The organism is Patescibacteria group bacterium (genome assembly GCA_041665345.1).
In the GTDB taxonomy this organism is placed as follows: Bacteria; Patescibacteriota; Patescibacteriia; order PEXW01; family PEXW01; genus JBAYJA01.
Map to the genome: position 1 here is coordinate 92,682 of JBAYJA010000004.1, position 20,022 is coordinate 112,703.

Annotated in this window: 24 protein-coding genes; 8 read left to right on the forward strand and 16 right to left on the reverse strand. The window is 50.6% G+C overall.

Translation table 11 applies throughout. The features are described from left to right. Positions 1 to 32: 32 nt before the first annotated feature. The 3 genes from nusA to WCV85_05960 all read right to left on the reverse strand — a co-directional run bounded on the left by nusA (position 33) and on the right by WCV85_05960 (position 2,478). Complete coding sequence (gene nusA / locus WCV85_05950) at positions 33 to 1,412, reverse strand: transcription termination factor NusA (GenBank protein ID MFA6474389.1); 1,380 nt, start codon at positions 1,410 to 1,412, stop codon at positions 33 to 35. A 105-nt stretch (positions 1,413 to 1,517) separates the two neighbouring features. Then, positions 1,518 to 1,877 carry an integrase core domain-containing protein gene (locus tag WCV85_05955; protein ID MFA6474390.1) on the reverse strand — a complete coding sequence of 120 codons (360 nt, stop codon included), beginning with the start codon at positions 1,875 to 1,877 and terminating at the stop codon, positions 1,518 to 1,520. Next, positions 1,864 to 2,478 carry a helix-turn-helix domain-containing protein gene (locus WCV85_05960; GenBank protein ID MFA6474391.1) on the reverse strand — a complete coding sequence of 205 codons (615 nt, stop codon included), beginning with the start codon at positions 2,476 to 2,478 and terminating at the stop codon, positions 1,864 to 1,866. Before WCV85_05960 ends, WCV85_05955 begins: the two co-directional genes overlap by 14 nt. Before the next feature lie 151 nt (positions 2,479 to 2,629). On the opposite strand from WCV85_05960, the gene WCV85_05965 reads away from it, so the two are divergent. The 4 genes from WCV85_05965 (at position 2,630) to WCV85_05980 (ending at position 4,982) form a co-directional block, all read left to right on the forward strand. Then, on the forward strand, positions 2,630 to 3,085 hold the full coding sequence (locus tag WCV85_05965; protein MFA6474392.1) for a hypothetical protein: 456 nt from the start codon (positions 2,630 to 2,632) through the stop codon (positions 3,083 to 3,085). A gap of 281 nt (positions 3,086 to 3,366) precedes the next feature. Then, the gene (locus tag WCV85_05970) at positions 3,367 to 3,738 is read left to right on the forward strand and encodes a hypothetical protein (protein ID MFA6474393.1); all 372 of its coding nucleotides are present in this window, start codon (positions 3,367 to 3,369) and stop codon (positions 3,736 to 3,738) included. Between the two features lie 149 nt (positions 3,739 to 3,887). Next, a complete protein-coding gene (locus WCV85_05975; GenBank protein MFA6474394.1) occupies positions 3,888 to 4,262 on the forward strand; it encodes a hypothetical protein in 375 nt (124 codons plus the stop codon). A gap of 177 nt (positions 4,263 to 4,439) precedes the next feature. Then, positions 4,440 to 4,982 (forward strand): YjbQ family protein, encoded by a 543-nt coding sequence (locus WCV85_05980; GenBank protein ID MFA6474395.1) that lies wholly within the window; start codon positions 4,440 to 4,442, stop codon positions 4,980 to 4,982. A gap of 104 nt (positions 4,983 to 5,086) precedes the next feature. On the opposite strand, the gene WCV85_05985 is transcribed toward WCV85_05980, so the two are convergent. After that, the gene (locus WCV85_05985; protein MFA6474396.1) at positions 5,087 to 5,554 is read right to left on the reverse strand and encodes a hypothetical protein; all 468 of its coding nucleotides are present in this window, start codon (positions 5,552 to 5,554) and stop codon (positions 5,087 to 5,089) included. A gap of 84 nt (positions 5,555 to 5,638) precedes the next feature. Here WCV85_05985 and WCV85_05990 point away from each other — a divergent pair, with 84 nt between their 5' ends. Continuing rightward, complete coding sequence (locus tag WCV85_05990) at positions 5,639 to 5,920, forward strand: hypothetical protein (protein ID MFA6474397.1); 282 nt, start codon at positions 5,639 to 5,641, stop codon at positions 5,918 to 5,920. 196 nt (positions 5,921 to 6,116) lie between these two features. Here the strand turns inward: WCV85_05990 and WCV85_05995 are convergent, their stop codons facing one another. From WCV85_05995 to WCV85_06020, 6 genes are all read right to left on the reverse strand, one after another. Next, the gene (locus WCV85_05995; protein ID MFA6474398.1) at positions 6,117 to 6,476 is read right to left on the reverse strand and encodes a YraN family protein; all 360 of its coding nucleotides are present in this window, start codon (positions 6,474 to 6,476) and stop codon (positions 6,117 to 6,119) included. A gap of 1 nt (position 6,477) precedes the next feature. Then, positions 6,478 to 7,041 carry a methyltransferase domain-containing protein gene (locus WCV85_06000; protein MFA6474399.1) on the reverse strand — a complete coding sequence of 188 codons (564 nt, stop codon included), beginning with the start codon at positions 7,039 to 7,041 and terminating at the stop codon, positions 6,478 to 6,480. Between the two features lie 6 nt (positions 7,042 to 7,047). Continuing rightward, the gene (locus WCV85_06005) at positions 7,048 to 7,884 is read right to left on the reverse strand and encodes a ribonuclease HII (GenBank protein ID MFA6474400.1); all 837 of its coding nucleotides are present in this window, start codon (positions 7,882 to 7,884) and stop codon (positions 7,048 to 7,050) included. Positions 7,885 to 8,909: 1,025 nt separating this feature from the next. Then, on the reverse strand, positions 8,910 to 9,497 hold the full coding sequence (locus WCV85_06010; GenBank protein MFA6474401.1) for a (d)CMP kinase: 588 nt from the start codon (positions 9,495 to 9,497) through the stop codon (positions 8,910 to 8,912). 103 nt (positions 9,498 to 9,600) lie between these two features. Next, positions 9,601 to 10,089: an NUDIX domain-containing protein gene (locus tag WCV85_06015; protein ID MFA6474402.1), complete on the reverse strand. Its 489-nt coding sequence runs from the start codon at positions 10,087 to 10,089 to the stop codon at positions 9,601 to 9,603. A gap of 2 nt (positions 10,090 to 10,091) precedes the next feature. Beyond that, the gene (locus WCV85_06020; protein ID MFA6474403.1) at positions 10,092 to 10,493 is read right to left on the reverse strand and encodes a hypothetical protein; all 402 of its coding nucleotides are present in this window, start codon (positions 10,491 to 10,493) and stop codon (positions 10,092 to 10,094) included. Positions 10,494 to 10,787: 294 nt separating this feature from the next. On the opposite strand from WCV85_06020, the gene WCV85_06025 reads away from it, so the two are divergent. Both WCV85_06025 and WCV85_06030 read left to right on the forward strand, forming a co-directional pair. Further along, positions 10,788 to 12,191 (forward strand): hypothetical protein, encoded by a 1,404-nt coding sequence (locus WCV85_06025; protein MFA6474404.1) that lies wholly within the window; start codon positions 10,788 to 10,790, stop codon positions 12,189 to 12,191. Positions 12,192 to 12,307: 116 nt separating this feature from the next. After that, positions 12,308 to 13,138 (forward strand): HAD family hydrolase, encoded by an 831-nt coding sequence (locus tag WCV85_06030; protein MFA6474405.1) that lies wholly within the window; start codon positions 12,308 to 12,310, stop codon positions 13,136 to 13,138. 22 nt (positions 13,139 to 13,160) lie between these two features. Here the strand turns inward: WCV85_06030 and WCV85_06035 are convergent, their stop codons facing one another. From WCV85_06035 to WCV85_06045, 3 genes are all read right to left on the reverse strand, one after another. Further along, the gene (locus WCV85_06035; protein MFA6474406.1) at positions 13,161 to 14,291 is read right to left on the reverse strand and encodes a hypothetical protein; all 1,131 of its coding nucleotides are present in this window, start codon (positions 14,289 to 14,291) and stop codon (positions 13,161 to 13,163) included. A gap of 89 nt (positions 14,292 to 14,380) precedes the next feature. After that, entirely contained in the window at positions 14,381 to 14,707 is a 327-nt protein-coding gene (locus WCV85_06040; GenBank protein ID MFA6474407.1) for a PadR family transcriptional regulator, read from the reverse strand. 113 nt (positions 14,708 to 14,820) lie between these two features. Then, entirely contained in the window at positions 14,821 to 15,690 is an 870-nt protein-coding gene (locus tag WCV85_06045) for a hypothetical protein (GenBank protein ID MFA6474408.1), read from the reverse strand. Between the two features lie 311 nt (positions 15,691 to 16,001). Here WCV85_06045 and WCV85_06050 point away from each other — a divergent pair, with 311 nt between their 5' ends. Beyond that, a complete protein-coding gene (locus WCV85_06050; protein MFA6474409.1) occupies positions 16,002 to 16,565 on the forward strand; it encodes a hypothetical protein in 564 nt (187 codons plus the stop codon). A 108-nt stretch (positions 16,566 to 16,673) separates the two neighbouring features. Here the strand turns inward: WCV85_06050 and WCV85_06055 are convergent, their stop codons facing one another. The 3 genes from WCV85_06055 to rpsO form a co-directional block, all read right to left on the reverse strand. Then, entirely contained in the window at positions 16,674 to 19,031 is a 2,358-nt protein-coding gene (locus tag WCV85_06055; protein ID MFA6474410.1) for a polyribonucleotide nucleotidyltransferase, read from the reverse strand. A 117-nt stretch (positions 19,032 to 19,148) separates the two neighbouring features. Further along, positions 19,149 to 19,685 carry an NYN domain-containing protein gene (locus WCV85_06060; protein MFA6474411.1) on the reverse strand — a complete coding sequence of 179 codons (537 nt, stop codon included), beginning with the start codon at positions 19,683 to 19,685 and terminating at the stop codon, positions 19,149 to 19,151. Beyond that, positions 19,685 to 19,984, reverse strand: coding sequence for a 30S ribosomal protein S15 (rpsO, locus tag WCV85_06065; protein ID MFA6474412.1), 300 nt, complete (start codon positions 19,982 to 19,984; stop codon positions 19,685 to 19,687). The genes WCV85_06060 and rpsO overlap by 1 nt, the downstream gene beginning before the upstream one ends. Positions 19,985 to 20,022 lie beyond the last annotated feature (38 nt).

Sequence of the window (20,022 nt, forward strand, 5' to 3'; positions counted from 1 at the left end):
GATTACGAAAGGAAATGGAAAAATGGAGAAAACTACTCTGCCTTGGCTTCAGCCGCAGGCGCTGGTTCTTCTGGTTTGGCCTCAGCTGGTGCTTCCACTTCTGGAGCAGCAGGTTCGGCCGGCGTTTCTGCGGTTGCCTCAGGGGCTGCGTCAGTCGGCGCTGCCACGGCGTCAGCAGCTGGGCGAGGTTCACCACCTTCTCCTACAATATCAATGCGCCACCCAGAGAGTTTGGCAGCTAACCGGACGTTTTGTCCAGCCTTGCCAATAGCCAGAGAAAGTTGATCCTCTTTGACCTCCACCTTGGCAGTGTGGCTGGCTTCGTCCAGGGAAATGGAAATGACCTTGGCGGGTGAGAGCGCGTTGCCGATGAATGCCACGGGATCGTCGGACCATTCAATAATATCCACCTTCTCACCGCCGAGTTCGTTAATGACGGTTTGCACACGGCTGCCCCGCTGACCCACGCACGAACCAATGGGATCAATGTTCGGCTGGGTGCTGGCCACCGCAATTTTGGTGCGGTGCCCGGCTTCACGCGCCACGGCTTTAATGTCCACGGTGCCATTCTGAATTTCCGGCACTTCCACGGAGAAGAGCTTCTTCACCATTTCCGGGTGCGCGCGGGACACCACAATTTCTGGACCCTTCGTCGTCGCGTTCACGGACACAATGTACACCTTCAACCGGCTACCAGCGCGGTACTGTTCGGTTGGCAACTGCTCACTAGGGGGCATAATGCCCATGGTGTGCCCAATGTCGAAAATCACCAAGCGACCTTCCTGGCGCTGGACGGTGGCGTTAATCAATTCACCTTCACGATCTTTGAATTCTTTGAACACCATGTCGCGCTCTGCTTCGCGCAGCTGCTGGATGATCACTTGCTTGGCAGTTTGCGCAGCCATGCGGCCGTAGGAGGCAGGTGGGAAAAGTTCGGTGCGAATCACATCACCCACCACCGAACCGGGCTTCAACTTTTCGGCATCCGAGACGGTGATCTCCGTCTTTGGGTCAAAACGTTCAAAGGCGGATTCTGCTGCTTCTTCCGTTGCTACCTCGGGTGCAGCTACAGGTGCTTCCACAGGCGCATCTTCTGGCCGGACGACAATTTCCCCAGCCGCAACTTTCGCTTGGCGTTCGGCTTCCTCTGCTTCCAACCGAGCTTTGCGCTCGGCGTCGTAGGCTTCGGTTTGGGCTTTCTTGGCATCTTCCACCACCGTTTTCACGTCAAAGACCCGGCTGGATCCGTCTTCAAGACTAAAATCCACCTTCACGTTTTGGTCTTTCTCACCAAAATCTTTGCGGTAGGCAACTGCTAGCGCAGCTTCCACCGTGTGCACAATCGCCTCCATGGGAATGTGCTTCTCATCGGCGATCTGCTGCATTGCGGCTACAATTGGGCTTTCGGCCATGGGCGTACGTATGTAAAAAAAGAAACAGTCTCCATATGGACTGCTTGGCTAGAGTATACAGGGAACCTGGGGAATGTCAAGGTCAGTAAATAAGGAGGGAGTGTTTTATGTACGGACATTTGGCGGGTTGGAACGAAGATACTTCCCTAGAAATTCATTTGGCGTTACGCCCTGTAGTCCGCAGTGCTCCAGGTTGTTGTACGTAGTATTCCACTGCACTAGCTTCCTGTGCAACTCCGCAGCGGAGGCAAAGGTGTTGCGATCATAGAAAGTCTCCTGGTCGGAGCGGTGGGATCGTTCCACAGTACCGTTCTGCGCTGGCTTCCCTGGATCAATGAGGTAGTGGGCGATGTCGTGCACCGCACAGTACTGGTCGAGGCCATGGACGGTCTGCACGGTCAGGTCGCTCCGTCGGTTCGTTCCCACATACCGGTTGGTGAAGATGCTCCCGTTATCGGTCTTCACGGCCTGGATGCGGGTGCGGGAAGTGCCGCCGCACCTCCTGCAAGAATCGTATGGCGTGCCAGGTGCTCTCGTGCTCGTAGATGGCGAGGTACCGCCAGCGTGAGGCACAGTCGATAGCGGTGTACTGGTAGTATTTCAGCCCTGCCACTGCGCCAGGAACGTGCTTCACGTCTATTTCGACCAGTTCTCCTGGCTGCCGCTCGGCTTTGAGGTATTTGTACTTTATGCGCTTCGTTCGGTACCGCCGAACTAACCCCTCAACTTTGAGGATCTTGCCAACAGTCCGTTCATGCAGACAGACACCCTCTTTCGCTAACCGCCACGCCAGTTTCAGGGCGCAGAGTTTCGTGGCCTTGCGGAGGGCGATGACCTGTTCTTTGGTGTGCATGGGTGTCTCCTGGGGGTGGGTTTTCGGCCTGGTGGACTTTGGCACCAGTCCGGTGGCACCGTGCTGGCGATAGAGGGTCACCCATCGCTCGAGAGTGCGTTGACCGTACGGGAAGACCTTGGCCACATCACAGAGCCGCACCTGCTTCTCGATGATTGGCAGAACCCAACGCAACCGTTCTTCTTGGATTGTAGTGACCATATGGGTAGACATTTCCCCAGTGTATGGGAAACCGCCATATGTCTGTACACATTACCGGAGGGCATTGACAAAATGCATATAATAACTTATACTATAAGTAGTAAGTTAATAATTAATCCAAAATTTTATGGGCATAGAATCAGGAAGACCCTCGGGAGTAGAAATGGGTCTAACTCCAAAAGTAGACTCCATTGACGATGACTTAGATCTTGTTTCCGAAAAAAAAGAAGTGAAGGATGTCGTCCCGGGTGATTGGATGCAAGTGGATAGCATGGTAGTTACTAATGACATTTCGCTTGGGAAAAAAGATTCGATTGTTGAGCGGAGTAATGACACGAATGATTCTGGAAAGTACGAAAGCAATAATGGCGTACTTACCTATGTTACCCCTAAGGGGGAAAAATTTGTTGGCCCACGAACAGATGCACAGCTTCAGGCATTAGAGGATGCAGGGTATGAGCGACAAGGCATGTTTGTCCCCCTGTCCCATGGTGAGATGCCAATGGATCCGGAGCAACGTAAATTGTGGAAAGACATGTTAGCACGAGGCAGTGGACAAGTTGAAAAAGAGAATCAAGAGGCTCGAGAAAAAGAATATCGGAAATCAGCAGAGAAATAATATCTATACAATCCAATAAACCCCTTCACATATCTTCTATGTGAAGGGGTTGTTGTATAGATTTATAAAAACTCTCCCCGCCCACTTGGATTTCATTAGAAAATATAGCGATTACTCCTGGTCGCCACCAATACCCCCATGCTGGCATAGTATCGAAAATGGACAATACTAGAGACGTTCTTATTCTTTAATTCGCAAAATAACGAGTTAGCTAGAATGACTAAAAATCTTAATCCAAATTTAAGTATGGCAACCCAAATGCTGAAAAAATATTGTTGTTCGTGATTGTGTTAGTAATAGTTCTTGCTGCTACGTTACTTACCTTCTATCAAATGGAATCAAAAGGGAATTCCAATGTAGTTGTAGGTAGCGCCAATACATCATTAGTTAATAATAGTAATTCATTTCCGATCTCAAACATCCAAAAGAATATTAACGCATCTCTTAATAATCTTGATATAAGTCTGAATATTTTTGTATTGAAGACTTGTTTAGATTCAGCTCAAAGTGATTTTGATGATCGTTACAGAAATACCTGTAAACAGGAAGGAATGAACTATGTTTGTGATTTTTATGCACCTGTTTTTGATAAAAAATTTCAAGATGGAAAAACTAAATGTTTTGATGACTTTGGAACGTCAGTGTCTAAATAGTTGTTGCATAACATCCTTTTTGTGACTCTCGTGTGCAGGGGGATGCCTCGTGATGTCGCGAGTTTGGTTTTTACTTGAAAAATCCTTTGTCCGTTGATAGTATTATCTTATCTCGTCAGTCAATTCATCTATATCAATCATCCACAAGTATGCGAGAAAATACCTCAAACCACGTTGAGCAAGCATATACTGAAGCAACTACCCAACGTATTGAGCCAACGAAATTCCTCACAAAACATGAGGAAGCAATTACCACAGCTGATGCTGAAAGAGCAGACGGTAGTGAATGTGGCTTTACGGTTGTGATGCGGATATTAGCCTCCGAAACCCAGTCTTTTCCCAGGGAGCGGATGATGAAAGAGATTGAAGAAGAAATTCGGGAAAATCAAAAGTTGAACGACACCGTAGATGAAGCTGAAGTGGAAAAGCATCTTCAACGTTACAATGTTGTCGTAGAGAATCTACTACAATCAGGAGTTCTGGTTGAAGAAGAAGGAATATTAAAACTTGAAAGAACTGTGTAGGATTTTGCAGAAGCCTTATTATTGTTAGACTCTTTACTAGGTCGTAAAGTAGTAACCCTGTAAGAATCAAAAATTTTTGTAAACCTCTTACTCTTGCGTGAGGGTACTTTAGCGTAAGTTTTTTTTCATTCTCTCCATCTTGACCAGATGGGTAGACTCGCCTACCCTCTATAGCATATGCCAAATCTCGTGCCCGTCGCCACCACGACCAGACACACGTTCCACACCAAGCACCGGCAAGAATTCATTACCATCACCCAGCAGGTGGAGGCGGCAATTGCTGCATCCGGCGTGCAGATGGGGACAGTGACCATTCAGAGCCTCCACACCACGGCCAGCATTTGGGTAAACGAAGATGAAAAAAATTTGATTGGCCCAAACCAGAAGCTGGGCTACACCAGTGACTTGTCCCGGGTGTTGGATCGGTTTGCCGATCCAGAAGAAGACTACGGGCACAATGACGTGCGCGATGCCCGGAATCCCAAAGGCAAGCGAGACACCCACCTGTGCGATGCTGACTCCTGCGGCATTGTGCATGAGTGCATCAACGGCCACGCGCATGCTCAGGCCATGATCCTCCCCTGCTCCGTCACCATGATTGTGGAAAATGGAAAGTTGGTAAAAGGTCGGTGGCAGCAGATCATGCTCATTGAGCTGGACCACGACCGCGAACGCCAAGTAACGATTCTTGTGCAGGGCATCGGGGAGAAAAAAGCGTAACCAAGAATATACCAATACCAGAGCAGCCTCTCCAGGCTGCGATGCTTTTCCGATTAAAAAAACCCGCTCCATGGTGGGCGGGTTAAAAATTCAAATAGCAGGGTTCAATCGAGCCAATAGTAGGTGATTGCGCCGTCTTCATGCAAATCATCAACTTCATTGAGAGCTTTGTCGATTTGCATTTTCACGTCTTCTCCTGTCGGTTCGGTTTTGAAAAAAAGCAGTAGGTGCACCATGAAGCATTCTTTTTCCGACGGATGTGGGACAACTTTTATGGTGTTCCCGGTACTGTCTCTCGTAAACGGATCGAAGATTGCGTGCAGGAGCAACGTAGCGTTCTCAGAAAACGTAGGAGACAGTTCATCGAAAGGGAGTAAGACATATCGTTCATACGTTTGCCGGTACAGCCAGCCTTGGTAATAAAGTATGAGCTGACCAGTATGCTGGTGATGTGACAGAGTGGCCCAGTTCATGCACAGACCTAAATCGTCAAGTGACCGTACAGCATTCCCTGGACTGTCACACACTAGTGATTTAAACTCCGGCTTCCCTTGTAATGTAACAAATGACATTGTTCCTCCTTCTTAGTTTTTGCTTTTTCTTTACACATCATCCTATCCTTCGGACGTTTGCTCGTCAAGCGCTATACTACCTCCATGACCCTTGACCCCACCGGCGCTACGCTTGGACTGGGCTCAGCAGACTTGAAGGTAGTTGTCCTCTCCACGGTCAGCTTTGTGTTGGGCTTGCTGACACTCATTCAGACCATTGTGGTGCTCTACAGTGGTTTCATGTGGCTCACCGCCCGGGGTGACGATGAACGGAAGCACGAAGCAAAAATGACCCTCTTTCGCTCAGTGGTCGGCACCTTCATTGTTGGGGTTGCCTGGGGAATTGTCCTGTTCTTGTTCCGGTTGGTGGAGCGAGCAACGACATAGCCGGATCTTCCTCCCTCTCCTCTCTGTCATTCTGAGTCTTCGACCTGCCCGCCGTACTTCGTCGCGAAGGCAGGCGGGAGAATCTCCGAACAATTTTTACAAACCATGGAGATTCTTCATCCCGAAGCGGGATTCAGAATGACAAAGAAGAGACCTCTACAGCTCTACGGCTTTATAGCTCTACGGCTCATCCCCCCTACTCCCCCACGTTTTCCAAATGCACTACCTGCTCCTTGCCGGTCGTGTTCGTAATGGCAATGACGTCCAGTTGGTACTCACCTGTCCAGCCTCGTTGTTCCACAATCCACTCCATGGATTGCTCCAGGCGTTCCAGCTTTGCCGCGTTGATTGCTGCTTCCGGTGGGCCAAAGCCCGTGGAGGTACGGTACTTCACTTCCACACCAACCAGCACCTTTGCTTTGGTGCAGAGAATGTCCACTTCCCCATAGGGTGTGCGGACATTTTTTTCAATCTTGGTGTACTTCTTTTTCTGCAATAAAGCCACGGCCAGTTGCTCACCGTACTTCCCGCGTTCGTGTGCCAGTACGGCACTCATCCTACTCCTTGGTGAACACCAAGCCGAAGTGGTAGGGACCGGGCACAAACTCTTCCACAAAGGTAAAACCAACTTGATCCGCAGACTTCCGAATACTGGAAGCGTGTGCCAGACCATCCACATTGTGCGGCCCCATCCGCATGCCAGATACCTTCCAATCAATAACCAACAGCCGACCGCCAGGCTTGAGCATGCGGTACGTCTCCTTCAAAATCTCCACCGGCTTCTTGCTTTGGAAAAGGAGGTTGATGAGTAACCCAAGATCCACAATCTCATCCCGCACCAGACGCGCGCCACGGAATACTTCCAGGTTAGACCACACCGGAATGATGTTCGGTAAGCCTGCTAACTTTGACCGGCTGACCAAGTTTGAAAGTGCGGACTTCAGCACATCAATTCCAAACACCGTCCCTTTGCTGCCCACCATCTTGGCCGCTTGCAACACGAAGTAACCGGAGCCACCGCAGCCTAAATCCGCTACCACTTGGCCAGGCCCCAAGCCCACCCGGTGGAGAATGTGCTCAGTGTCGAAAAGTTTGGTACCCGAAGGAATTTTGCTGGCCATAAGTATTTAGCGTTTGGACGAACGGCGTTTGCGAGAAACTTTTTTGGGAGTGACGCGGCGCGCCTTTGTGATACGAGGTTTTCCTTTTGCGAGCTTCCGCTTTGGAAGAGCTTTCCGTGGCTTGGGTTTCGCAATGACTTTCTTCTTCACAACTTTTCGTTTTACCCGTGCTCCAGTCTTCTTCTTTGGCTTCACTTTCGTCTTCTGCTTTTTCACTTTCAATCCTAACCGCGCCTTCACGGGAGCAAAAGATTTTCGGTGCTCTGGTGTTGGTCCGTGCAACGTTAATAACTGCTGGTGCAGTGCTGTGCCGTACCCTTTATGAATGTGAAACTGGAAAAGTGGGTACAACCGGTGCAGTTCTGAACTCATGATCCGATCGCGTACGACCTTCGCCACAATCGATGCCGCGCCAATGGTTCGCTCCAAAGCATCGCCATCAATAATGCTCACCACCGGAATGTTGGTGAAAGTAAGTGGGAAGGCATCCACCAGCAACGCATCCGGTTTGATGTACAACTTTGCCGTTGCACGTTCCAGTGCTTGGCGGTTGGCTTCGGTTATCCCTTCCTTATCTATGACCGCCGCTGGGACAATGTGCACCGCCCAGGCAATCGCCTTTTTCGTGATCGCCACAAAAAGCTCCTCACGCTGCTTTGGGGAGAGTAGTTTAGAGTCCGTAACCCCTGCTGGAACATCATTCGTATCCAAAATCACGGCAGCTGCCACTAATGGGCCAGCCCAGCTGCCTTTGCCAACTTCATCCACGCCGGCAATGTGCCGGTGACCGGCCTTGCGCAAGCGGTGTTCGTGCTCATTTGTTGGTTTCTTCCATTTTGCCATACGCAGAGTATAGCGCATTCCCCAGCTTTTTTCTCCTTTCCTTATTCTCTGCAATAATCCCTTACTTCAAAAAAATAACCAATTAAAAAAGGGCGCGAGCGTCCAAATATCATAGATAATAAGGGGACTGCGCCCTTTAGAATTCTCAAAAGTAGATATTTGCCGCTACGTTTACCGTTCCTCCGTAGAGAAGCCGTCAACGTAGCAGCAACTACCATAAACCTTATGAGAATGTATATTCTTCATTCCCACTTTCTTGAAGAATGTTTTTAACGCCAACCGCTCTTGTGGTTATACTCCCTGCCCGAGAGCTCAGAAGTTAACCTTTTAGTTCCAGTGGCTTTTTATAACCTCCTGGAGTTTTATTTTACAGACAGGCGTGTGGGACGCCTATGACGAGCAGTAGGACAGGGAGGTCACAACGCGTTTTGGGTGACATTGACTGCCCGACTTCTCGGTCTTTAGTAGCAAGAGTAGTTTTTTGCGTTGATTTAAAGAGCGTTCTTTATCTAACAGCGGAAGTATAGCACTGTTTTGACGTAATGTCAAATATCTGGTTTGGCTAAGATTAGCGGAAATTACGAATAGGGTTACGTCCCGCCACTGAGGCGGGATCCCGCCTTCCTCTTCTCAGAAGCAAGAAGTGGCGGGAAATTACGAAAAGAATGCTACGAAACTACGAATGTACGAATTGGGAGGGAGAATGCAGTTTTTTCGGAGTGCGGGCAGCTCTCGTAGAGTCTGAGCGACCCCGAGTCTGCTCGAGGGGGAGTCGAAGACTACCCGCTGCTCGACCGGGGAGGTTTTGGAGGGGGAAAGAATTCGGAGGATTTAGATTTGATTTGCATAAAGCCTTCCTCATGTAATACAGACGTTGCACTGGTAAGGGTTACCTCCCCCAACCCCTCCTTCGAAAGGAGGGGGGTGTTTGTGGTTTATGAAAACCAAGATCTTTAAACGTTCCTCCCCTTTCGAAGGGGAGGACAGGTGGGGTAACCCTTACCGGGAGAGGAATGCAAATAAACCTAGCTATTTTTTACATAGACTATCTCGCTTCTACTTCCCTCCCACTCCCGATAAGCCTTTTTCACTTTACTTATGACTTGTCGAAGTGGAATCTTGGTGGTATCCAACACAAAGCTGTACTGCTTTCGCAGAAAGACATTCACCCCGTACAGTCTTTTGTAGCGTCGTGTGTCGGATTTCACCCGTTGTTTATTGATTTTCATGATCTGCGTCAGGGTTGGCAACTCACCCACTTCATTTTTCCGGTTTTTCTGGTCTGCCAGTACCCGCCGAGCACCTTCCCTGGGTGCAACATCCAAAAAAACGTTGAAAGCTCTGGGGAAAAAGTGAAAGGCCGTGCGGCTACTCAGCACCAAGTTCGGATATTTCCGCGCTTCCTTCACTAAGGCCTTATCAAATGCCCGGTCACCAGCATCTGGGTGCGCTTCAGCCCACGCATTGAAGGCATGGAGGGTGAGCCCGCGTTTGGTCGCCTCAGCACGGCGCAGGTGCCCCACGTCTAGTTGCCGGTATTTGAGTTGTTTTGCCAAGGCACGACTTACACTGGACTTGCCCGAACCAATAGCGCCGCTGATGGTGATAATCATTTAATTTACGAATTACGAAAAGTGGTACGAATATACGAATGAAGAAGTACGGAGTAGAGACTTCAGTCTCTTGTACGATCCAGAGGCTGAAGCCTCTAGTCCATCATGCTTGCACCGTGTGCGTGAGGAGGTCTAAAGAATAACGTTTACCAGCTTGGTAGTCACGGACCATTTGCTTAATGTCTACGTCACGCAAGGTTGCACCGTCCATGGCTGCAATTTCCTCTGGGGTGAACCAACGTGTTTCCGTGGAGTCGTCAGCAAGTGCTTGCTGCGTTCCTGTAACTGTCCCGACGAAAATAAGTTTTATTGCATGAGGCATTACCGTTTCATTTTCTCGGATATCATGCCGGACAAGTGAGTATACTCCAAGTATATGCGTGGGTGTAAATGTGAAGCCACTCTCTTCTTGAGCTTCTCTTTGCACAGCATCAACTGGATTTTCACCTACATCAATCCAACCAGCCGGATGACTCCACTTTCCTGCATCTGGCCCTTTTCTTCCCGCTTCGCGCATGAGTAAGAATTTGCCGTCACGTTCAATGATGGCACCAACAACGCCAAAGGTTTGAGTGAAGACACGTTGTGTCATATTCAATGTGCTTTAGAGGTCCTGCGCAGGATAAAATAATCACTAGCAAACACCGCGGCCACGAATAGACCAAACCCGGTGTACGCCCAGTAGCCAACTTTGTACCAGATGCTGGCCGCGTAGCAGATAGCAACCAGAATGAGCACGGCCTTGAAGACGATGGTTGTGAAGCGTAACGCCGGATGACGATCAAAACCCCAGACTTGCCGCAAGGTGAAGAAGCAGTCCAGGATAATGAGAGTACTACTGATCGCGCCTGCCCACACCAATTCATTAGACAGACCGTAGCGTTGGGCCACGAACGTCATGATGATCACGACCAACCAACCACGGAAGAGGTAGGTGAACAGGAGGATGATCTCAGTGAGTGGTCGAACCTTACGCGGTTTGGTGAGGTGATACATGGGTGAAGTATAGCAAGGGGTTGGTCAAGAAGTTAGGTTTGGGTAGAGCGGCGAGTATGGATAAAGGTTGCAGGTGTGGGGAAATGCAGAAGTTTCAATCATTGAGTGGGGTTGACAAAACTGAATAAATGCGCTACACTACAGCGTTCTCAACAATTGTAGGTACTTTGAAAATTGACAATTTTCATCTCCAGTTCCTTGCGTGGGAAATTCGTCTTGCGCAGGGTTGCTGGAGGTGAAAGGGATATCTCCGAAGCAATGTGTGTGTTTGCCTGATCCCTAGAGGGAGGCGTAATGCCTTACCAACAGTATTCCGGTGAAGTAGTCACCGTGAATGTCGAGAAACAATTTGGCTTCATCGGCTTGCTGACCGTACGTTTATCGAACGACCAGGAACACGACCTGGTAACGTCGGAAGATATTTTCGTCCACCAAAATGACGTCGACACGACGTTAATCCCAGGATTGCGTGTTGCCTTTGACGTGGAACTCGATGACAAGCGTGGCGACGGTACGTTCCGGGCAGTGAATGTCATCGCTCTGGTGGAGCACGACTTGCTGCCGGCTATGGTGGAACCGATTCCTGGTTTCCACGTGGTGGTGCCAGCGGGTCAGAGTTTCAAACTCACCGCCTATCACGCGCAGATGAAGGACGTGCGACCCGAGGTAGTAGCTCAGGTGGAGGCAAATCAGCCGCTGCCGGGTATTCCACGGGAAGATATCCGATTGGACAATGAAGAGACCAGGAAGTTCTTGCAGGCTTTCCTGCTGTACACGTTTCCTTCGTTGGTAGATTATGGGGCCGATTTCAACATCGGCACCCCGGATGACACGGCCATGCAGCTCACGCTACAGGAAGCAATCGAGAGCCACCGCGCACTTGGGTTAACTTCCCAGGTGGAGGTGCTTGAAGAGGAAGTCAAACGTTTTGGTAAGTTTCGTGGGGCACTGAACTTACTCTGGGCAGATGGCGTTGCACGGCCGGGATCTATTATTCCGATCGAGAATTTGCCGGATCTCTTTATGGCGGTTCCAGTCTGGTACCACTACTTCGCCAACGATACCCAAGGGAAGAGTGAGGCAGTTGAAGCAGCGAATACGGATGATCCATGGGTGCATGCGCGCACTGCTTTCTTCTGCGACCTCGTGCCAACCCGGCGTTGGTCGGACCTTTACCAGATGTTCAACCGTCGGTTGCGAACCCTGGAAAACTACAAGGGGGACATCATTCCACCGCATGTTGCACGACGGCTCCAGAACGCTGCTGAGGTGTTTGACTACTTAGTCATCGCAACTCCGTACCTGGAAGAAGCTGGTAAGGACTGGGAAAACCTGGACTGGATTCGCTCCATTGATCCGTACGTCCTGGGTTTCATCAAGGATTCTCCTGTGTTCTTCGTAGTGGCACGGTTCAGTAACAGTGGGACGTTCCCGCTGTACAACGAGCTACTCGGCGACACGGTGGAATTTCTCCGGTCGAACCGATCCAAGTTGGATGGGTTTAATACCGTCAGTAGACCGTTCTGGTACAGGGGTGGCGATACCGGCGTGAATGACGGCAACCCCTTGCGGGATTGCTTTGATGGTTTGTTAGGTCAGCATCTGAGCAAACTCACTGAAGAGCTGCTCAGGCAGTTTGACCAGGGCACACTCTTCCCCTGGATTCGTCAGGAAGAAGAGCAACCTACTAAACAGTAGATTTTTACTGAGTACTTTCAAAGCAACCTCGCTCCACGGGGTTGCTTTTTTCTTGACTTCCTTTCACCGCATGCTACACTTCGCGGAAATACGAAAACAAAAACAAGGAGGAAAAAATGGTACGTATCCAACACGCGTTCTGTGATTTAGATGACACGCATTTACATTTCATGGCTGGCCATCGACCCGCTATTGCCTTTCTTGCCAAGGAGGTTGGCCAAAAATTTGCAAATGCATTTGATGCCACGTATCAAGTGCTGCACCTTGGTGGTCAAGCGCAAGATGGGGATTGGTCCATGGTCCCTGGTGGCCAGGAGGCATACGAACAGCTTCGCAAGAAATTGCAACTGACAAAAATTGGCAGCCGATCCTTCCCCTGGTCACGCGAACTCGCGGCACTGCATGCGGCGCAAGTTGTGGACATGCAACTGCATCCAAGAGAGGCAGTGGAAATTGCGGCAAAGTACTGGGCGATATTGAGTAGCAATATTACGCTCTACCCAGATGCGCTGCGTTTCCTGGGCCGCTTAAAAGCAGAAGGTGTGCAGAACCACATCTCCACTGGGTCTGACAGCAGTCTGCGCTGGGCAGAAAATGGTTGGGTGTATGACCCAAAATTGGCCAAGAAAATTAAAATGTTCCGCGTACGAGTACTTGATGAGTTTGGTTTTTCTCCGGCTAGTGTCACAACCGGAGATCCAATTGACAAACCCGATAAAGCATTTTACGAACAGGTTATGCTCAATGCGTGCATTGAAACTGACCTGACGACAATTGATCCCGCAACCTGCATCACGGTAGGTGATTCTTTCCGGGGCGACGTCGCAATGCCCATGCAGTGCCTGGGCATTCCGCAGGGGTACTGGCTCCAGCGAGGACAACCAAGACGGCAGCTGACAGAGAACATTCACCTGATTGGCTCCTTGGACGAAATTCCGTTGGAGTAATCCGCTCATTAGCACAACAGTCTCACACATGTGAGGCTGTTTTTGCTTGAAAATATTTTTGGATTCGCCGTAACCATCTTCCGGTAAGTGACCCAATAACCATCAGCCAAAAAATTCCAGTCCATCCGTACAAATCAAGCAATGGACTCCGTGTTGCATCCCACCAAGTCCAAGAGATAACGAATTGCGTCACCACAAAGCTAAAGCAAAATAGTACTACCGCCCGCAGCCAATGTCTTGGAAGAAAATAGGCGAGTGATATACTTGGCCCCAGAGTGAGTACGAGCGCTAGGAAGAATGAATGCGTGATAAAAACAAGCACGGACATCCCCACCCCAAGAATGACCAAAATACCTGATGGCTCATTCCGTACCTGTCGTGCCACTGCGGTACGAAATGTTTGTAATCCCAAAAGCACAAATGTTACAGCTGCAACGCCGAAGGAAATGAAATGCCGTTGGATGAGAATCGGATCCATAGCATCTTTGATCGGATTGGCCACATAATCTATCATTTCCCTTTTAAAAGGCCAGAATACAGATTCAAGAAAAAACTCCATGAAAATAAAAACCAAAAAGGGTACGCCGATCAGCAAAAAACTATTCAGGTAGAGCCGATCGAGTTTGAAGCGTGTCGGACCAAAGTCAGTAGGCTGTTCCATAATTCCCGCAACAAGTGTTACTGCACTTAATCCAATAGTAACCGGAATTGCTGTCAGGAAACTGAGTAGTATATCCCAACCCACGGACTGCGGTCCGCCACCAGCGGGTGGTGTCAACATTGCCACCGTAGTGCTATATATGAGAACCAAAATTCCAAGGTGAACAAAAAAACGCGTTAATGCATTTCCGGAACGATGCATTCTGGTCGCGGTTCGACCAACCCAAATCGCCATTGCCGTACATCCAAAGTAGGCTACGAATTTTCCTAACATATAACTCAAACTTGCCTGCACAGATTGCCCAATGTTCGGAGCATTTTTTCCAAGGAGAAACCCTAGTGCAAGAAAAAACGCGATGCCGACAATCGGGACAAGCTGTAAACGAAAATTTGTATGCAACCACCCAATATGCACTCGGTTCAGCCGGGTGGCGAGTTGATCGGGTTTGCCCAGGGCATCTTCAGCAGATTCCGACTCGTCAACATCATCCAAATGCCCTTGCACTTCGGCAATGAGCTCTGCCCGTTTAGGTTCCCCTACCCGGAGTTTGGCGGTGAAGAGCTCTAAAAATTCCTGGGGGCTCATATAGCTGCAGCGTGCACAATGCGCGTGATGGTTTTTTGGAAAACCGCCCAATCCTGTTTCAACGCCTTCAGTTCCTTTTGCCCGCGCGTGGTCAGTTCGTACACCCGGCGCTTGCCTGAACTCACTTCTCGCCACGTACCGGTGATGAAACCCTTCTTCTCCAGATTGTGCAGGAGTGGGTAGAGCATGCCCATCCCGAATTTAAAGGTATCCGGCATTTGGTCACGAAGCGCCTGAGCCAAGGCATACCCATGCATAGCTTTCTGGTCCAACGCGGCCAGGATGAGCATCCGCGAATGGCCTTTGAGTTGTTCTTTATTCATATTGTATATCGTATTACGATATAGAGAGTATAGAACATACTTTTCTTATGTCAAATGTGTACGATCTAAAAAACAGCGCACCTTTCGGTACGCTGTCAAAGAACGAAAATCAGTTACACTGGCCGGTTTGTCACTAAGACAACCATCAGTACCCAAACAAGCGCGGTTACGGCGTGGTGTGTGCCGCGAATAAAGAATGTACGCAGGCCGGAAATCAACCACGTGAAGAGTAAACACAAACCAAGGAGGAGGCATAGATACCCAGTGTTCAGTAAAGGACTACCCTCATGCGGGAATACAAGCGTAAAAAAAGTAATGGTAAATAGTGCTACGATTCCCGCTACCCGCATACCGCCGCCAATGCCAATGTACACCGGTGGATCTTCAATGCTTACCTTCAGCGGCATATCTGCCAGATCAGGATTGCGACTTGCTTCATCTAATCGCTTCAACACTTCTCGCAAAAGATACGTTGAAAATGTAAACAACATTAGCTGTCCAATGACGCTACCCTGAGCAAAACTTGCGTCCAATGATCCCATAACGACGCAATTCATGCAGATATAGGCGACAATTGTGCTTTGGTAAAACCAGTATCGAGTCTTACCGCAGACCAATGTGTATGCCATTACCGCCATACCTTGCATGAGCATGATCAGTAATCCTACCCATGGTAAGAAGCGGGCGCATAGGATCAAGGCGAGCAAGAAGGAAGCTGCCGCCGCCAGGAAGAGCACATGTCGGTACTCTGGGAGTGGGCGGTCAATGAATTTTGGGAGGTACTTCATTCCTCGCCACGGTGAGCCAGCGTAGAACAAACTTGCTGCCAGACAGCATAAACTCATGACCACGGCTGGCATGAACGCTGCAACTGACCACGGGTCGATCATTGTCGTGAGAAGTGTGGTTGCCCACGTGCCAGCAAAGGCAGTGAGGCAGGCGACTGGCCGGGTAGCCAGGCAAAAAATTTTTAAAGGACTCATCTTTTCCTCCAGGTTTTAAGTATTTTGAGTTTTTTTCACCTTAGCTCCGGACCGATGGAATGTCAAAAGGCTAGGACTTCTTTTGAAGGAGTAGGGACTTTAGCCTCTCGTAAGTATAAGAGACTAAAGTCTCTACTCCGCCAGTAGCGATCTATGTTCGGTTTTATGTAACCAAAAGGCGAGGTCAAGGGACCTCACCTACCCACATAAGCAATAACGAAAAGAAATGATTGACAACCGTACCGGCTGTTGGTAGGGTCAAAAAAAGACAGGATTAAAAAGATATTTACAAACCCCAAGGAGGTACGCATATGAGTAAACGTGATTGGATCATCGGTGGCCTGTTTTTCCTGGCAACACTTGTTATGTTCGCCATTTGGAAAGACAAAATGCTGGAGGTGGATGATGAGCAAACGCGAGCTGCCCAGGTTGATTACTCCATTCCGATTCTGGAGCTGCTGGCACAGCACGGGTATGATTACTCAACATCAGAAAAGCGAATTGTCGCTATCGATGATCGAAGTGATACAGCGTTCACTTTTGTTCCGGTGACGTTCTACTGTTTTTCAGACACCGGCCTAACGCCCGATACAATCTTGCAATTCTTTACGGCAGAGGGAATGGAACCTGCGACCCTTCGGGAGGCGTGCATAGCGCTTGGTACAAATTCCCTGGTGTCTGGGGATTTCTGTGTCATCGCTTTAGGAACGAAGATGAAGGATGACCGATTCGTCAATGATGACTATAGTACTTTTCGATTTGCTCGGTTGACGTATTGCTTGGGTGTCAAAGGTGCACAAATGGCACTGGACAATCCGATGTTGCCCGACGCAATAAACTACTACGCTGCAAAACCGAGAGCGAAGCAAACGTAATCCACTGAAGCACATTGATGTAATAAGCCGCAGGTTTGCACCTACGGCTTTTTTGTTACGCAAAGGCGAGGTCAAGGGACCTCGCCTACCCACCTTGGGATTTACTAACTAGAAATTTCCTGGACCACCACCACTGTCGTCGCGATGTGGGACGGGCCGTGGACCACGGTCGTGGAACCGGCCACCACCTCCGCCGCGAGAACCACCCCGGTCATGGAAGCCGCCGTTGCGGCCCATAGGCCGAGGCGCGTGACGACCAAAGCCACCACCGGCGTCGCTGTGGTCAAAAGCGGATTCAGGGACAACCAGGTCACTCTCTGGACCCAGAGCTTTTACGGACAGGCCAATGCGTCCGCGCTCCTTGTCCACTTCCATCACTTTCACCTTCAGCTTCTGGCCAACCTGCACCACGTCGGACACAGCGCGGATGCGGCCATTGGCGAATTCGGAAATGTGCACCATGCCGTCCTTCCCAGGAGTGAGTTCCACAATTGCGCCAATCTCGCTCCCGGAATTCCGGTCTTTCATAATCTGGGTTACCGTCCCTTCAAACACTTCGCCTGGGGTAATTTCCCGGGTAATGTTCTCAATCCAGGTTTTGGCTTTGTCGGCCATTTCCGCATTGGTGGAGGTAATGAAGATCATGCCATCGTCTTCAATGTCAATCTTGGTCACGTCAATGCCACCGCACTCATCAATAATCTTGTTGATCGTTTCCCCACCCTTCCCAATCACTTCGCGGATCAGGTCTGGATTGATCTTCAGAGTGGTGATGCGTGGCGCGTATGGTGAAAGTTCCGCACGTGGTGCAGCAATGGCTTCACTCATGACCTGCAGGATTTGCAGCCGGGCTTTCTTGGCGCCGGTGAGCGCTTCTTCCACCATGGGCATGGTCAGGCCGTCAATTTTAATGTCGACCTGAATGGCGGTAATGCCTTCGGCTGTGCCGGCGACTTTGAAGTCCATGCCGCCGCTGTGATCTTCAATACCTTGAATGTCGGTAATGATCTTGTAGCGGTTGGCATCCTTGGGATCCACAATCACCCCCATGGCAATACCTGCCACTGGAGCGGTGATAGGCACACCCGCGTCCATCAACGCCAGGGATGAACCGCAGGCAGAGGCCTGTGAGGTGGAACCGTTGGAAGACAGCACTTCGGAAACCACGCGAATGGTGTACGGGAACGCTTCCTTCTCTGGGAGCACAGGCAGCAAAGCTTTTTCCGCCAAGGCGCCATGACCAATTTCCCGGCGGCCAGGGCCGCGGTTGGGTTTCACTTCACCCACAGAGTAGGAAGGGAAATTGTAGTGGTGCATGTAGCGCTTCTTGCCCGTCTCTTCCATGCCGTCCAAGGTCTGCTCATCCCCAGGGCTGCCCAAGGTGATGATGGACATGACTTGGGTTTCACCACGTTGGAACAAACCTGAACCGTGGGTGCGTGGTAACAGAGCAACGGCAGCACTGAGCGAGCGCACTTCATCCAATGCTCGGCCATCCACGCGCTTGCCAGTTTCCAGCACCAACTCAGTGGCAGCTTCGTCAGCCAAGTCTGCCAACATGCCCACGCCAGCGGCGCGGAGCTCTTTAGACACTTCGTTGTCGGCTTTCAGCTGGACATCCAGCTCTTCCTTCAATTTTGCCATCGCGGCTTTCTGCTCAGCTTTGTCTGGACTGGCGAACAAGCTGGCTTTGCGTTCAGCGGTCAAGAAAGCTTTCACTTTCGTCTTCACTTTTTCCGTGTCGGCATTCGCTTCGGCGGTTGTCAGCTCAACCTTGGGTTTGCCAACGGCAGCAACCACGTCTTCAATGAGCGCAATGACTTTCCGAATGTGCTTCTGACCAAAATTGATGGCGTCTACCACGGTCTGCTCTGGTACCTGCTTGGCGCCGGCTTCCAGCATGACCACCTTGTCTTTGTTGGCTGCGAGTACCAGGTCAATGGCGCTCTTGTCGCGTGCTTCGTAGCTGGGGTTCAAGACCCACTCGCCGTTAATTTGGCCAACGCGGACACCGGCCAAGGGACCGTTCCACGGAATTTCGGACATGCTCAAAACCGTGGCCGCGGCAATCAACGCCGGCACGTCGGGGTCGTTCTCTTGGTCAACGGAAAGTACCAAGATGCTGACCTGCACGTCGTTCCGCGTGGACTGGTTGAACAGCGGGCGGATGGAGCGGTCAATCACCCGGCCGGTGAGGATGGCCTCATCCGTGGGGCGACCTTCCCGCTTGATGAAGCGGGAGCCTTTAATTTTGCCGGCGGCGTACAGCCGTTCTTCGTAGTCCACCATCAGGGGGAAGAAATCAATTCCTTCCCGCACGGAGTTGGAGCGAACCACGGTGGCGAGCACCACGGTGTCTCCGTAGCGTACGGTGCAAGCGGCGTTGGCGAGACCGGCGTACTTACCGGTTTCGATACTGAGGGTTTTGCCGCCAATCTCGGCGGAAAACATTTTGGGTTCTGACATAGGCACAGGTGGCACGCCCGCTCGCCCATAGTTTGCAGTGAGTGCAGCGCCAAAAGGCAGACGCGGCGGTCACTTCAAACTTTGAACTGTGCGGTGGGTGCGGTTAAAAAAAGAGAACTACCGACGGAGTAAACGGAGCCGACCTTCACGGGCCAGGCGGCTGGGTATAATGAACGAACGTTTATCTTTGGAAAGGTCGGTGAAGAGGTCAACTTCTTCTTTGAGTTTGATGGCTGTGGATTCACCGTAGGCCATGCCTTCCACCCGCACACCTTGGTGCTGCAAGGCCTGGACCAGGGGAATGAAGTCACCATCACCCGTGACGAGAATGACGACGTCCAGCTTGGGGGCGAAGCGCAGCGCGTCCACGGTCATGCCCACATCCCAATCACCTTTCTTCGTCCCATCGCTGAAAACTTGGAGGTCTTTCATCCGCAGTTCAAACCCTTGCTTGGTGAGCGACTCCAGGAATTTCTGCTCTTCTGCCGCCGGGCTGGCAATGCCGTAGGCAAACGCACGGATGAGCGTGCGCTCTCCCACGCCGCGTTCCAGAATGTTCCCAAAATGCGGCCGCGCGCCGTGGATGCGCCGGGCGGTGTGGTAGAGGTTGGAGAGGTCGACGAAGACGCCGACGCGTTGATCTGCTGTTCGCATTATTCGGCGGGGGCGGTGGGCACGATGTAGGTAGCAGCCTTCAGCTTCAACTTCTTGGTGAGCTCCTCAAAGCGGGTGTTATCCTCGCGCTGGAGGTAGACCAGCAAGCGGCGACGTTGGCCAACTTTCTTCAGTAAACCGCGGCGAGAGCTAAAGTCCTTCTTATGGGTCTTCAGGTGCTCCGTCAGCTGTTCAATTTCGTGCGTGAGTATGGCAATTTGGACCTCGGGTGAGCCCGTGTCGCCTTCGTGCTGTTTGAATTTCTTGATGATCTTCTCCTTTGAGTCGCGTGCGAGCATAGCTGGTTCCTTTCGCGGCAGCCGAGTAACCCAGAGGT